This is a genomic window from Mesorhizobium sp. M8A.F.Ca.ET.218.01.1.1, from assembly GCF_004791165.1.
Taxonomy (GTDB): Bacteria; Pseudomonadota; Alphaproteobacteria; order Rhizobiales; family Rhizobiaceae; genus Mesorhizobium.
Window position 1 is genome coordinate 103,487 of the sequence record NZ_SRUZ01000003.1, and the last position, 14,511, is coordinate 117,997.

11 protein-coding genes, 1 tRNA gene and 1 pseudogene are annotated in these 14,511 nt (G+C 62.5%); 9 read left to right on the plus strand and 4 right to left on the minus strand.

Annotated features, from left to right (window positions below):
• Positions 1 to 2: 2 nt before the first annotated feature.
• Complete coding sequence (argE, locus tag EN861_RS11615; protein WP_135863640.1) at positions 3 to 1,127, minus strand: acetylornithine deacetylase; 1,125 nt, start codon at positions 1,125 to 1,127, stop codon at positions 3 to 5.
• A 233-nt stretch (positions 1,128 to 1,360) separates the two neighbouring features.
• Here argE and EN861_RS11620 point away from each other — a divergent pair, with 233 nt between their 5' ends.
• The 6 genes and pseudogenes from EN861_RS11620 to fghA form a co-directional block, all read left to right on the plus strand.
• Positions 1,361 to 2,260 (plus strand): GNAT family N-acetyltransferase, encoded by a 900-nt coding sequence (locus EN861_RS11620; protein ID WP_127277642.1) that lies wholly within the window; start codon positions 1,361 to 1,363, stop codon positions 2,258 to 2,260.
• Positions 2,261 to 3,458: 1,198 nt separating this feature from the next.
• Positions 3,459 to 3,848: a VOC family protein gene (locus EN861_RS11625; RefSeq protein WP_127277644.1), complete on the plus strand. Its 390-nt coding sequence runs from the start codon at positions 3,459 to 3,461 to the stop codon at positions 3,846 to 3,848.
• A gap of 70 nt (positions 3,849 to 3,918) precedes the next feature.
• Positions 3,919 to 5,019, plus strand: a complete 1,101-nt coding sequence (locus EN861_RS11630; RefSeq protein WP_348630902.1) for an S-(hydroxymethyl)glutathione dehydrogenase/class III alcohol dehydrogenase — start codon at positions 3,919 to 3,921, stop codon at positions 5,017 to 5,019.
• Entirely contained in the window at positions 5,016 to 5,267 is a 252-nt protein-coding gene (locus EN861_RS11635) for a hypothetical protein (protein WP_127277647.1), read from the plus strand. The genes EN861_RS11630 and EN861_RS11635 overlap by 4 nt, the downstream gene beginning before the upstream one ends.
• 27 nt (positions 5,268 to 5,294) lie before the next feature.
• A complete protein-coding gene (gfa, locus tag EN861_RS11640; protein ID WP_135863642.1) occupies positions 5,295 to 5,864 on the plus strand; it encodes an S-(hydroxymethyl)glutathione synthase in 570 nt (189 codons plus the stop codon).
• Between the two features lie 216 nt (positions 5,865 to 6,080).
• Positions 6,081 to 6,794, plus strand: a pseudogene (fghA, locus tag EN861_RS11645) (S-formylglutathione hydrolase); the annotation flags it as partial.
• 250 nt (positions 6,795 to 7,044) lie between these two features.
• Here the strand turns inward: fghA and EN861_RS11650 are convergent.
• Positions 7,045 to 7,121, minus strand: a tRNA-Pro gene (locus EN861_RS11650).
• Positions 7,122 to 7,320: 199 nt separating this feature from the next.
• On the opposite strand from EN861_RS11650, the gene EN861_RS11655 reads away from it, so the two are divergent.
• On the plus strand, positions 7,321 to 8,841 hold the full coding sequence (locus tag EN861_RS11655; RefSeq protein ID WP_127277703.1) for a phosphomannomutase/phosphoglucomutase: 1,521 nt from the start codon (positions 7,321 to 7,323) through the stop codon (positions 8,839 to 8,841).
• A gap of 1 nt (position 8,842) precedes the next feature.
• Here EN861_RS11655 and EN861_RS11660 read toward each other — a convergent pair whose 3' ends face one another.
• Positions 8,843 to 9,736, minus strand: a complete 894-nt coding sequence (locus EN861_RS11660) for an NmrA/HSCARG family protein (RefSeq protein ID WP_135863645.1) — start codon at positions 9,734 to 9,736, stop codon at positions 8,843 to 8,845.
• A gap of 113 nt (positions 9,737 to 9,849) precedes the next feature.
• Here EN861_RS11660 and EN861_RS11665 point away from each other — a divergent pair, with 113 nt between their 5' ends.
• Complete coding sequence (locus EN861_RS11665) at positions 9,850 to 10,749, plus strand: LysR family transcriptional regulator (protein ID WP_127871316.1); 900 nt, start codon at positions 9,850 to 9,852, stop codon at positions 10,747 to 10,749.
• Positions 10,750 to 10,800: 51 nt separating this feature from the next.
• Positions 10,801 to 13,035 (plus strand): mannose-1-phosphate guanylyltransferase/mannose-6-phosphate isomerase, encoded by a 2,235-nt coding sequence (locus EN861_RS11670; protein ID WP_127277704.1) that lies wholly within the window; start codon positions 10,801 to 10,803, stop codon positions 13,033 to 13,035.
• Positions 13,036 to 13,041: 6 nt separating this feature from the next.
• On the opposite strand, the gene betB is transcribed toward EN861_RS11670, so the two are convergent.
• Positions 13,042 to 14,505 carry a betaine-aldehyde dehydrogenase gene (betB, locus tag EN861_RS11675; RefSeq protein WP_127277705.1) on the minus strand — a complete coding sequence of 488 codons (1,464 nt, stop codon included), beginning with the start codon at positions 14,503 to 14,505 and terminating at the stop codon, positions 13,042 to 13,044.
• Positions 14,506 to 14,511 lie beyond the last annotated feature (6 nt).

Sequence of the window (14,511 nt, forward strand, 5' to 3'; positions counted from 1 at the left end):
CTTCAACCCGCGCAACGCGCAGCCAGCGCTTCGATCATGCGCTGGCAGGCGGTGAGTTCGCCGGCGAGAATATATTCGTCCGGCTTGTGGGCGCGGCCGATATCGCCGGGACCGCAGATGATCGCATCCAGGCCGGCGGCCTGGTAGAGCCCGGCCTCGGTGCCATAGCTGACGGCGGCAAGCGGTGCCTCGCCCGTCAACTCACCCAGCAGCGCCGCCAGTGCTGCGTCCTGCGGCAGCGACAGCGCTGGATAGGCGCTCATCGGCGTCCACTCGACCAGATACCCCTTGGCGGCAAGCGCCTCGGCCCGCGCTTTGACCGGCGCGAGCAGGCTCGCCGGATCGACGCCCGGTATGGCGCGCGCCTCCAGGTCCAGCGTCGAGCTGTCGGGGATGATGTTGACCTGATGTCCGCCAGCGATCACGCCGGCCTGCAGCGAAGAATAGGCTGGCTCGAAGGTTGGATCGAACGGGCCATGTGTAAGCCGTTCGGCCTCGCTGACGGCCGCGTTCAGTGCCTCGGACATCGCATGGATGGCGTTGAGCCCGAGATCGGGCCGGGAGGAATGACCGGAACGCCCCTTGATGGTGATACGGGCGGCCGCCTTGCCCTTGTGGCCGCGCACGGCGCGCATGCCGCTCGGCTCGCCGACGATGACGCCGAGCGGCTTGGCGCAGAATTCGGGAAGGCGGGCGATGAGGTGCGGCACGCCGCGGCAGCCGATCTCCTCATCGTAAGAGAACGCGAAATGGATCGGCCTGGCGAGGCGCAGCCGCGACAGAGCAGGCACCGCTGCCAACGTAGCGGCAAGGAACCCCTTCATATCGCTGGTGCCGCGTCCGTAGAGCCGCTCGCCGTCGCGGCGCAACGCGAAAGGGGACGAACTCCACTGCGGCTCGCCGGCGGGGACAACGTCCATATGGCCCGAGAGGATATACCCGGGGACGTCGGCAGGACCGATCGTCGCGAAGAGATTGGAGCGGTCGCCTTCCGGCCCCAGAAGCAGGGTGACCGTCGCTCCCTGTTCCGACAGGTAGGACTCGATCCAGCTGGCAATGTCACCGTTCGGCTTGCCGGCCACGGATGGAAATGCGATGAGACGGCCGATTATGTCGAAGACGTCCATTCCAGACCTCAAAATATTCTGGGTTTGGGCATTTGGCACTCCGGTTCGTCGGGCCGATACGCTCAACAATGTGCGCGTTCCTTCGCGATTGCGTGCCGAAAGCGGAAGTGTTTCAGTTGAATCTTGCGTTGGCGCGTGGCTTTCGAACAGATCATATCGGTCCGATTGTTTAGCGTCGGCGGGGCAGGAGTGGCCGTTGTGGACCTCTCCATAGCGGCAATGGTTTCAGAGGCATGGAATTGAAGCCGTCCGAAAGCTTGAAAATCGATGCCTTCTCGATGCGCGTCAGCGGCATCGAAGACGTCGACCTGGACCGGTTGCACGCGCTCTCGCTGTCGGTGAATTGGCCGCACCGGGCCGAGGACTGGCAATTCCTGCGCGACGTGGGTGAGGGTTTCGTGGTGCTCGACGAGATAGGGCGCGTTCTCGGCTCGGCCATGTGGTTCAGACATGGCGCCGATTTCGCGACCGTCGGCATGGTCATTACCTCGCCGCGCCTGCAGACGCTGGGCGCGGCGCAATGGCTGATGAAACGGATATTCGACGAGGTCACCGGGCGTGATCTGCGGCTTAATGCAACCCGGGCCGCAAAGCGGCTCTATCTCTCGCTCGACTTCCAGCCGGAAAAGACCGTCTATCAATGCCAAGGCATAGCCCGCGCGCCAACGATGGCCGGATCCGGGACGCGGGGCGACATCCGGACTCTGGACGCGAAAGATATCCACGCCGTCATCGCGCTCGACGCGGCGGGATTTGGTGTGAGGCGTGAGGCGCTCATCGAAAAGCTTTTCGCGCACTCGGTCGGCTATGGCCTTTTCAAGGGCGACACGCTCAGTGCTTTCGCGCTCTGCCGGCCGTTCGGGCGAGGCCATGTCGTGGGGCCTGTCGTGGCGGAGAGCGACGCCGACGCTGTGGCGATCGTCCAACCGCATGTGGCCGGCCATTCCGGGTCTTTCCTCAGAGTCGATACCCATATGAAAGACGGCGAATTCGCCGCCTTTCTAGCGCACAGCGGAATGCCGGTCTATGACACCGTGCTGACCATGTCGATCGGCAAACGCCTCGCCGATTTTTCGGTCGGCGGTGCAGCCACACCGATGACATTTGCCCTCGCCAGTCAAACTCTCGGATAAGGTCAGCCGAGGACGCGGGCCGTCGCCGCTGCCCCAGCCTTGGGCGACGGCACTTTTCGAGACACAGGATTTAGGGAGGCTGGTCTCTTGTCGTTGAGGATATCCTTTTAAAATCAATACTTTAGGGCTCTGACGGCTTGCGCGCAGGGCTTCGAAGCTCAAAACAAGAAAAAACCCAGTTAGATCAGTGGCCTGGCTGGACTAGGACAGTCGAGCGGGCATCATCCCACTTTCGCAGCTCGCACAGGGAATCATTCCTTCGACTTTTAGGCGGTCACGCAACCATACGGAACGATGCGGGAAGATTTCGGATTTTGTCCCACGAAAGCCCAATAAATCAACGGTTTTCGTACCTCCTCCGCGCCCACCAGCGATGTTGCTCTATGGCGTCGGGCTCCGGCCGCACCAAGGGCAAAAAGTTGCCTCGAAGTGCTACATATTGTGATACATATTGTGATACAAATTTCCGATAAAGAAGCTAAAAAGATAAATAAAAACATCATCTTGGTGTTGGAATAGATCTAAGCCAACCGGGCCACCAGATGAGCTTCTCGCTGCTGGCCGATCCTCAATCTTTAAGGGATTGTCCTGACGTGAAGAATGCTCAAGCTGGGCTAGCTTCGGGGCGACCATCAGTGACCGCTACTAGGCCGAAGGTCGCGCCCTAATTCAACCCTTAGACCGTGTGAATCGCTCGCGCACTGCCGCGAGGCGTTTGTCCTTCGTCCGAAGATCCTGCATAGCGCCGTCCAGGTAATCGTATAGCGGACGCAATGCCTCACCTTGGTCGCCTTGGGCGACGATTTCGGCAACGCGGTCGAGAGCCCGTCCGATGCGCTCCGAAGTGATCGGACGACGAGTAGTCGAATACGGTCTCATGATAACGTCCTTCTAAAAGGCACTAGTTCAGCATCTACTTTAGGCGGATTTGCATCATGGGAGAAAGGATGACGTCTTCGAAGGGGGAACGATGCTATTCGGTGCCCCGAGGGCCTCTGAACGCGCTGTGACCTTCGCCGCCATCACACCTGTTCTTATCCGGCCGTGCCCGTAGTCCAGCGCGAGCCGCGGTTTACGTCCCCACTTTTTTGCTTCAATGACGTAAGGCAAGACCGGTGTCGGCTCGTAGTTGCGCCCAAGGCATACCGATGCGATTCTGCCTGCGACGCGTTATCGACGCTTACGCGAGGCCAATGTGATGCTCCTGGCTGTCCACCATGTCGCAATCATCTGCAGCGACTATGAGACGTCCAAGCAGTTCTACACGAGCAAGCTTGGTTTCGTCATTCTCGCCGAAAAGTGGCGCCCCGAAAGGCGGTCTTGGAAGTGCGACTTGCGTCATGGCCTCGTCCAGATCGAATTGTTCAGTTTCCCGGATCCGCCGAGTCGGCCCAGCAGGCCCGAGGCCTGCGGATTAAGACATATTGCCTTCGTGGTCGCGTCGGTCGAGGCAACTGCCGAGCTGCTTCGGTCGCGAGACGTTGACGTGGAGCCAATCCGAACAGACCCCTACACTGGGCGCTTGTTTACCTTCATCGCCGATCCGGACGGACTCCCGATCGAACTTTACGAGGCCAGCGCCGTGTGAGCTGAACGAACGCGCCTTCGGCGACTGCATAGACCTTCGGGCGCTCCGCTGGCCAGGCAGCCTCGTTCCGATGCAGAAAGGTGCCTGGCTTCCTGCTGCGTTCAGCCTCGAGGGACCGCGCGATGGCGAGGTGCTTGTCGAGATCAAGGCGACCGGCATCTGCCACACCGACGAATTCACGCTCTCGGGCGCCGATCCCGAAGGCATCTTCCCGGCCATTCTCGGCCATGAGGGCGCCGGCGTGGTGGTCGATGTCGGCAAGGGCGTTACCTCTGTCAAGAAGGGCGACCATGTCATCCCGCTCTACACGCCGGAATGCCGGCAGTGCCCGTCCTGCTTGTCGCGAAAGACCAATTTGTGCACCGCCATCCGCGCCACCCAGGGGCAAGGCCTGATGCCGGACGGTTCGTCGCGCTTCTCGATCGGCAAGGACAAGATCTTTCACTATATGGGCTGCTCGACCTTCTCCAACTTTACGGTCTTGCCCGAGATCGCGGTCGCCAAGGTCAATCCCGACGCTCCTTTCGACAAGATCTGCTACATAGGCTGTGGCGTCACCACCGGCATCGGCGCGGTCATCAACACCGCCAAGGTCGAGCAAGGTGCCACCGCCGTCGTCTTCGGCCTCGGCGGTATTGGCTTGAATGTCATCCAGGGCCTGAAGCTTGCCGGCGCCGACATGATCATCGGTGTCGATTTGAACAACGACAAGAAGGAATGGGGCGAGCGGTTCGGAATGACGCATTTCGTCAATCCGAAGGAGATCGAGAGCGACATCGTCCCCCACCTCGTCAACATGACCAAGCGCGGTGCCGACCAGATCGGCGGCGCCGACTACACCTTCGACTGCACCGGCAACACCAAGGTGATGCGCCAGGCACTGGAGGCTTCGCATCGCGGCTGGGGCAAATCGGTCGTCATCGGCGTCGCCGGCGCCGGCCAGGAGATTTCCACACGGCCGTTCCAGCTGGTCACCGGACGCACCTGGATGGGCACCGCCTTCGGCGGCGCGCGCGGCCGCACCGACGTGCCGAAGATCGTCGACTGGTACATGGACGGCAAGATCCAGATCGATCCGATGATCACCCACACGCTGAAGCTCGAGGACATCAACAGGGGTTTCGACCTCATGCATGAGGGCAAGTCGATCAGGAGCGTGGTGGTTTATTGAAGGAGGTTCGAATTCGCTTCGTCGACCCTGAGAAGTCGACGATCCATCGAATACGGAACTTTGGTGAGGATCTTTGGCGCAGCTTTCGGGAAGAAAAGCGCGTCACGATCAATCTGGAGGAGATCGATCGGGCGCATGATCAGGTCGCTTACCTCGTGCATGGACATTTTCTAAGGAGGAGTCTCACCGAAGTACATCGCCTGCTGAAGCTGCACTTCATGGAAAATGAGGTCGTCATCGAGACATAGTCGAGATGACAAACAGGGAGGAATGAAATGCCTGAGAAACTGCATCCGAAAATCGACAATGGCCTGCCAAGGGAAAGCGCGAGCTTTGCCGGCGGCACGCTGGTCTGCGCCTGCACCAGCAAGCCGGTCAAGGTAAAGGTCAAGGGACAGATCGCCCACAACCACGCCTGCGGCTGCACCAAATGCTGGAAGCCTGACGGCGCGGTGTTCTCGGTGGTGGCGGTTGCCGGCACCGGCGACGTCACCGTCACCGAGAACGGCGACAAGCTCAAAGTGGTCGACCCCTCTGCGCTGATCCAGCGCCATGCCTGCACCGGCTGCGGCGTCCACATGCATGGGCCGGTCGAGCGCGACCATCCATTCAAGGGCCTGTCCTTCATCCATCCCGAGCGTTTCCAGGAGGACGGCTGGTCGCCGCCGGGCTTCACCGCCTTCGTCTCGTCGATCATCGAATCGGGCGTCGACCCCAAGCGTATGGACGGCATCCGGGCCCGGCTGAAGACAATCGGGCTGGAGCCTTATGACTGCCTCAATCCGGGCCTGATGGACTACATCGCCACCTGGACGGCGAAGAAGTCCGGCGCGCTGCCCGCCTGACAAATTGCGGTCCGGTTCATGGGCGGTAGAGATACGCCAGGCCGAAGGTTCTGTGTTCCCAAACTAACGAGCCTCCAAGCAAGGCGTAAGACCGGCGGCGCAGTCGAGCCAGCGCAGCTCGATCGCGTCGCCGGTGCGGTTTCAAGGCGCAGAGCCGGGAGCGGTCCGGCCGGTGGCTATGCCTGATTGAGATTATCAGGACGAGAGGCAGAGTTGATGAAGGTCGTTTCTACGTCGAAATCGCATAGCGGCACCCAGGGCGTCTACTCGCATGCTTGCGAGGTCTGCGCCTGCGACATGACCTTTGCCGTCTTCGTGCCGCCGCAGGCCAGGGATCGGCTGGTGCCGGTGCTTTGGTATCTGTCCGGCCTCACCTGCACGCACGCCAATGTCATGGACAAGGGCGAATACCGGCGCCTGGCATCCGAACTCGGGCTGGTCGTCGTGTGTCCCGACACCAGCCCGCGTGGTCCCGACGTTCCGGATCAAAAGGACAATTGGCAGATCGGCTGCGGCGCCGGCTTCTATCTCGACGCGACAGAGCAGCCTTATGCGAAGAGCTACCGCATATACTCCTAGATCACCGAGGAATTGCCGGCGCTGGTCGCCGCGAATTTCCCGGTCGACATGTCACGCCAATCGATCTTCGGCCATTCGATGGGCGGGCACGGCGCGCTGACGATCGCGCTGAAGTATCCTGAGTGCTACCGAAGCTGTTCGGCCTTAGCGCCGATCGTGCAGCCGTCGAGCTGGTCGCGGCCAGCCTTCGAAAAATATCTCGGACAGGACTAGAAGAGCTGGCGCGCCTACGATGTCACACTGCTGATCGAGGACGGTCGTCGCTTTGGCGAGTTCCTGGTCGACCAGCGCATGGCCGACGGATTTCTTCAGGATGGGCTGCGGCCTTGGCTGCTCGAAGAGGCCTGCAAAAACAATAGTTTGTCGCGATGGCTGATCCCCGGCCAACTGGATCAAGCAGAAGCACTTCGCACTTATGCTTCGCGAACTCAGCGTGATGAAGGTCCAAGTGATCGGTCTGGAGTCACGCAGCATGGTCGAGGGGGTTCAAAAACCCTTTGTGCGTCTGCCGGATGGACCGAGGCGCCTAAATGCTCATCTGTTTCTGTGGGGATATCTGTGGGGTAGGCATCTTACAGACTGCCTAACCCGTTGTTTTTTCTGGTCGGAGTGGCAGGATTTGAACCTGCGACCCCCTCGTCCCGAACGAGGTGCGCTACCAGGCTGCGCTACACTCCGTGACCAGACCGCGGGCTTATAGCCGCCACACTTCGTTCCTGCAAGCGGCAATGGCAGCACTTCTGTCGCATTTCGTGCGCTTTCGTCGGGGCTTGCCGGAAAGCTCGGATTTCCATCCGGGATAAACGCGGCTTAAAGCCTTGTGTGCTACGCCGCTGCCTCGATAGATCGTGTTTCTGTCTCCTGGAGCCCTGCTGTCTTGCCCCCAAAAATCGTTGGCGAAGCCTGGCCCAACAGCTTCAAATTCGAAACCGCGGCGCTGATCAAGGCATCCGGGTTTCGTGAATATGATGCGCGCTGGTGGTTCGGTCATCCCGGTTCGACGGTGCCGCCGGAACTCAATCTGATCGGCGTCCAGGCGCTTGGCATGGGGCTCGGCACGCTGATTCGCCGTCTCGGCGCCGGACCCGACATCGTCACCGGGCATGATTTCCGGTCCTATTCGCTTGGCATCAAGCTAGCGCTGGTTTCCGGGCTGATGGCGGCCGGCGCAAGGGTGAAGGACATCGGCCTGGCGCTGTCGCCTATGGCCTATTTCGCGCAGTTCGCACTGGAGACGCAGTCCGTCGCCATGGTCACCGCCTCGCACAACGAGAACGGCTGGACCGGCGTCAAGATGGGAGCCGCGCGGCCGCTGACCTTCGGGCCTGAGGAGATGACCGCGCTGAAGGCGATGGTGCTCGCCGGCGATTTCGACCTTACAGGCGGCGGCTCCTATGATTTCGTCCGCGATTTTCGCGCCACCTATCTCGACGACCTGGTCGGGGACAAGCGCATCACACGCAAGCTCAAAGTGGTCGCTGCTTGCGGCAATGGCACTGCCGGCGCCTTTGCCCCGGAAGCCTTGCGGCGCATCGGTTGCGAGGTGATTCCGCTCGATGCCGAACTCGACCATACCTTCCCGCGCTACAATCCCAACCCGGAGGACATGCGGATGCTGCATGCCATCAGGGACAAGGTGCTGGAGACAGGGGCCGATGTCGGTCTGGGCTTCGATGGCGACGGCGACCGCTGCGGTGTCGTCGACAATGAAGGCAACGAAATCTTCGCCGACAAGGTCGGCGTCATGCTCGCGCGGGATATTTCGCGGCTCCATCCGGGTTCGACCTTCGTCGTCGACGTCAAGTCGACCGGACTGTTCAACACCGACGCGGTGCTGCGCGCCAATGGCGCCGTTACCGACTACTGGAAGACCGGCCATTCCTACATTAAACGCCGCGTTGCCGAACTCGGCGCTGTCGCCGGCTTCGAAAAGTCGGGCCATTTCTTCTTCAACCCGCCGATCGGGCGCGGCTATGACGACGGGTTGGTGACGGCAATCGCCATCTGTCAGATGCTGGACCGCAACCCGGCCAGCTCGATGGCCGATCTCTACCGTGCGCTGCCGCTGACCTTCGGAACCCCGACCATGTCGCCGCACTGCGCGGACGATGTGAAATACGGCGTCGTCGAACGGGTGGTCTCCGATTTTCAGGCGATGCAGCGGGACGGTACCAGTTTCGCGGGCCAGAAGATCATGGACCTCGTCACCGTCAATGGCGTCCGCGTCGTCGCCGAGGACGGCACCTGGGGTCTGGTGCGCGCCTCGTCGAACAAGCCGGAACTGGTCGTGGTCGTCGAAAGCCCGGTCTCGTCCGAGCGTCGCCGGCAGATGTTCGATGCCGTCGACGCCGTGCTGCGCCGCAGTCCGGAAGTCGGCGCTTATAACCAGACTTTCTAGGTCAGCGCCCTGCTGCAGGCGCTGCGGCCGTCAGCACGCCCCAGTCAAAATCGCGCGCCCAGTCGGCAAAGCCGTGCCAGCGCACCTCCGCAAATTCCCTGTGCAAGGCGGCGATATCGACGTCGTAGCCGACGCGGTCGAACCATTCGAACATCAGCGCCGCGTCCTCGCTCTGCTGGCGGGCAACTGCGATCGGGATTTCCTGGTAGCGGATCGGGTGGCCGATGGCGCCGGACAGGATTTTAGCCTGCTCTTCGCCTGACAATTCGTCGCCGGCGAAATCGAAGCGCTTGCCGAACACTTCTTCCCGCCGCTCGACCAGAGCGGCCACGAAGGCGCCGATATCTACCAGCGAGACGAGCTGGAGGACGCGCTTGGGTGGCATGGCGAAGGCATGGATGCCTTGGTTGAGCGCACCGATCGACCACGGCGCAACGGCATTCTCCATGAAGGCCACCGGCGCGCTGATCGAATAGGGAATGCCGAGCTGCTCGATATGCCTCTCGACCAGATATTTGCTTTCGAAATGCGGGATGCCGGTCTTCTTGTCGGCGTCGGCAACGGAGGAATAGATCAAGTGTCCGACGCCGGCGGTCTTCGCCGCATCGGCGGCTAGGATGCCCAGACGGGTCTCTTCCTCGAGACCGGCCTCATAGCTGTTGCCCATCAGGAACATGGTGTCGACGCCTTTTGCGGCGCTCACGACCGAGCCCGCTTCGGCGAGATCGCCGGCCACCACCTCGGCGCCCGCCGACGCCAGTTGCCGCGCGCCCTCGCTGCCCGGCTTGCGCGTCAGTCCCTTGACGTGATGGCCCCTGGACAACAGCGCACGCGCTACCGCGCCGCCTTGCTGGCCCGTGGCGCCGGTCACAAGAATGTTTCGTTTGCTGGTCATTTCGTCTGCTCCTTTTTCTCTGTCCGGCTTGTTTGCCTGGAGCAAAATTAGGCTCTGTCGGATTGATGCATAACTGCCTATAGTTGGAAAACTTTGTCTCACTGGTGAGTACAATGATCGATCTCAACGATGTCATCGTGTTTGCTCGCGTCGTCGAGGCCGGCAGCTTCACCGCCGCCGCGCGTCTGCTTGCCATGCCCAAGACGTCGGTCAGCCGCCGTGTCGCCGCGCTCGAACGCGAGGTCGGCGTGCGCCTGTTGCAGCGCACGACACGCAGCCTCAACCTGACGGATGCCGGGCGTCTGTATTATGAGCAAAGCAGCCAGGGGCTGCGCACGATCGAGGAGGCGAATCTGCGTCTGGCGGAGGCGAGGGCGGAACCGTCGGGCACCATCCGCATTTCGGCCCCGGTAGGTTTTGGCGGCTATTTCCTCATCCGCGCCGTGGTCGACTTTCTGGCGCTGTATCCGAAGACCAATGTCGAGCTTCGGCTCACCGACGACAAGCTCAACCTGGTCGAGGACGGTATCGACCTCGCCTTCCGCACCGGCACCCTCCAGGATTCGACGCTGATCGCCCGCAAGCTCGGTGCCGCGCGCAGGTTGCTCTGCGCCAGCCCCGACTATCTCGCACGATATGGAATGCCGGAAGGCCCGGCGGATCTCGCGCGCCATCGATGCGTCATCGCGGGCCCATCGGCCTCGGGCGCCCATTGGGTGCTGGATGGACCACAAGGCCAGGAGACGGTCGTGGTCACCGGGCGCTTCGCCGCCAATGAAATGCAGGCGGTGCTTGCTGCCGCGCTCGCCGGCTTCGGTGTCGCCCAATTGCCCCAGGCGATGGCCGAAGGGCTGATCGATCAGGGGCGCCTGCAGCGCGTCCTCGAGGATTACACGACACCGGCCGGCGGACTGCATGTGCTCTATCCGAGCAGCCGCCACCTTTCGCCCCTGGTGAAGGCCTTTATCGAACTGGCGGCCGAGCGGATTTCCAATCGGGCAAATACCGCTTAAAGGGCGTCTGTGCTACCCAATCGACCTCCAATTCCCGAGCGCGAGACCTGAATGACCGAGCGGATCGTCAGTTTTGTCATGAGCGGCGGCGTTGGCTCTCGGCTATGGCCGCTGTCACGCGAGGACAATCCCAAGCAGTTCCACGATCTGTCGGGCGATGGCTCCATGCTGGCCAAGACCTTGCGCCGCCTGACGGCGAGACCGGCTGGCGAGACGCCGATCTTCCTGATCGCCTCGGAACGTCACGCCGATCGTGTCCATGCCGACTTGGCCGGTCTCGATCTTGCCGGCGGCGGCCCGCTGTTCGAGCCCGCGGGACGCAACACCGCCGCCGCCGTCGCACTGGCGACGCTGCGCACTCTGTCGGAATTCGGCGACAGCCTGGTGCTGGTGGTGCCTTCCGACCATGAAATAGCGACGGCGGGGCAATTCTGGCAAAGTATCGAAGCGGGATCGCAGGCGGCGCGCGCCGGCCGCCTGGTGGTGTTCGGCATCAAGCCGACCCAGCCGGAAACCGGTTACGGCTATATCGAGGTATCGGCCGAGAAGGGCGGGGTGTTCGACGTTTCGCGCTTCGTCGAGAAGCCCGACCTCGCGACGGCCAATGATTATCTCAAGGCGGGAAATTTCTACTGGAACACCGGCATCTTCCTGTTTCGGGCGGGTGCCATGCGCGACGCCTTCGAGGCATTCCAGCCCGATATCTGGCGCACTACCGAAGCGGCCTACAAGGCGGCGACATCGGACCTGTCCGGCCTCTATATGCCGCTGGAGCTCTACGCGGCCATCCCGTCGAACTCGATCGACTATGCCATCATGGAGCGGGCAAAAGACATCGCCATGGTGCCGGCCGGTTTCCGCTGGAACGATCTCGGCTCCTGGCAATCGCTCCTCGACGTCGGTCCCGCTGACGAGCGAGGCAACGTCGTCGTCGGTGATGTCGTCGCCATCGATTGTGAGAATTCCTATATCCGTAGCGACGGCCGCCTGCTGTCGGCGATCGGCATGAAGGACGTTGCCATCGTCTCGACGGCGGATGCCACTTTCGTTGCCCCGGTGAGCCACAGCCAGCACGTCAAGAAGATCGTCGAACAACTCGAAAAATCGGGACGGCTGGAAACCAGATTCACGCCAGCGCACGACCGCGTCATCGAAAGCGGCGCCTGGCGGCGGCGCGTGCATCACTGGCTGTTCCAGGAGACCTTGCCGCTATGGTCGACATCAGGCGTCGACGAGCGCCATGGCGGCTTCCACGAGGCGTTGGGTTTCGACACCAGGCCGCTCGTCAAGCCCAAGCGCATGCGCACCCAGGCCAGGCAGGTCTATGCTTTCGCCGTTGCCAAGGAACGTGGCTGGACCGGCCCGGCCGACCGGCTGATCGCGCATGGCATCGATTTCATGGCAGGGCAGGGCCGCACCGAACGGGGCGGTTGGGTGCGCACGCTGAATGTCGATGGCTCCGTCGCCGACCCGGTCGAGGACGCCTACGATCATTCCTGCATTCTGCTGGCACTGGCGCACGCGCATATGTCGGGCAATCCCGATGCCTTGCGGCTCGGCGAGGAGACCTTCGCCTTCCTCGATGCGCATCTGGAGGACAGCCGCATGACGGGGTTCCTCGAGACATCGGATGGGGCCGGCGAGCGGCGCTCCAATCCGCACATGCATCTGCTCGAAGCTTTCCTGGCCTGGCACCAGGCGACCGGAGAGCGCGCGCATCTGCGACGCGCGGCCCGCATCATCGACCTCTTCCGCAGCCATTTCTTCGACCCCGAGAGCTGGACGCTCGGCGAGTATTTCGATGCCGAATGGAAACCGGTCTTGGGAGAGAAGGGAACCTGGACCGAACCCGGCCATCACTTCGAATGGGCATCGCTGCTGGTCGATTTTGCCGATCGAAGCGGCCAGGCCGAGCTGAGCGTCTATGCCCGAAAACTCTATGCCTCGGCGATCGCCAACGGCCTTAACCGCGCCACCGGCCTTGCCTATGGGGCAGTCTCGCGGCAGGGCCTGCCGCTCGACCTGATATCGCGCAGTTGGCCGCAGGCCGAAGCGCTCAAGGCGGCGATCGCGCTGGATGGCTCGGGCGGCCCTGATCTCAAGCCGGAGATCGAGGCGCGCGTCGGCCGGCTGTTCCGCTGGCACATCGACCCGGCGCCGCTGGGCCTCTGGATCGACCGCATCGACGAACGCGGCCGCTCGCTGGCGTCAGACGTGCCGGCCAGTATCTTCTACCATCTGGTCTGTGCGCTGACCCAGTATCTGGATGGGACTGTGGACAAGTAGGCGGGATCAGTACGGGCTTGCCACGTCCCCGGTCTCGACATAGATCGACTTCAGCTGCGAATAGAGCGCCAGTGCCGCCAGCGAATTCTCGCGGCCGATGCCCGATTGCTTGACCCCGCCGAAGGGGATTTCCACAGGGGTCAGATTGTAGGCGTTGATCCAGCAGGTTCCGGCCTGCAACTCGGCAATGACGCGGTGGGCACGCGGCAGGTCGCGTGTGAACACGCCCGCGGCAAGGCCGAACTCGGTGTCGTTGGCGCGGTCTATAACCTCGTCCTCACCGTCGAATTTCAGCACGCTCATGACCGGGCCGAAAATCTCCTCGCGGGCGATGCGCATGGTGTCGGTGACGCCGGTGAAGACCGTAGGCTCGACGAAGAAGCCGCCCTGGAAGCCCTGCAGCGACGGCACGTTGCCGCCGCAAGCGAGCGTGGCGCCATCCTGCTTGCCAGCCGCGATATAGCCGACGACCTTGTCTTGCTGCGCCTTGTTGACCAACGGACCCATCTGCGTATCCGGATCGAGCGGATCGCCGATGCGGATTTTCTTGGTTCGCTCGACCAGCCGCTCGACAAAGCGGTCGTGAATGCCGCTCTGCACGAAGACGCGCGTGCCGTTGGAACAGATCTGGCCGCTCGAATAGAAATTGCCGAGCATGGCGCCGCCAATGGCGTTTTCGACATCGGCATCGTCGAAGACGATCAGCGGCGACTTGCCGCCGAGTTCCATCGTCGCGTGCTTCATCCCTGAGCCGGCCAGCGACAGGACCTTGCGCCCGGTCGGCACCGAGCCGGTCACCGAAACCTTGGCGACGACATCATGGCCGACCAGCCCGGCGCCGACATCGCCATAGCCTTGCACGACGTTGAACAGCCCGTCGGGTAGACCAGCTTCCGAGTAGATCTCGGCCAGCGCCAGCGCCGAAAGCGGCGTGTTTTCCGATGGCTTGAACACCATGGCGTTGCCCATGGCGAGCGCCGGCGCCGATTTCCAGCCGGCGATCTGGATCGGATAGTTCCATGCGCCGATGCCGACGCAGACGCCAAGCGCCTCGCGGCGCGTGTAGGCGAAGGGTCCGCCGAGGTCGACCGCTTCGCCATTGAAGACGGCGACCGCGCCGGCGAAATATTCAAGGCAATCGGCTGCTGAAGGCGCGTCCGCCACCAGCGTCTCCTGGATCGCCTTGCCGGTGTCCAGCGTCTCGATGCGGGCAAGGTCGGCGTTGCGGGCGCGCAAAATGTCGGCGGCACGGCGCAGAATGCGGCCGCGCTCGACCGGCTTGAGCCGCGCCCAGGCCGGCTGTGCGGCGCGTGCGGCCTCGATAGCGAGTTCCAGCACGTTCGGCGTCGCCGAACGCAGCATGGCGATGGTCTCGCCCGTGGCAGGATAGATCACCGGCAGCGGCGCGCCGCCTTCGTCCTCGATATAGCGTCCGTTGACATAGTGCGAAGCCGTGGGCTGGGCGCGCATGGGGAT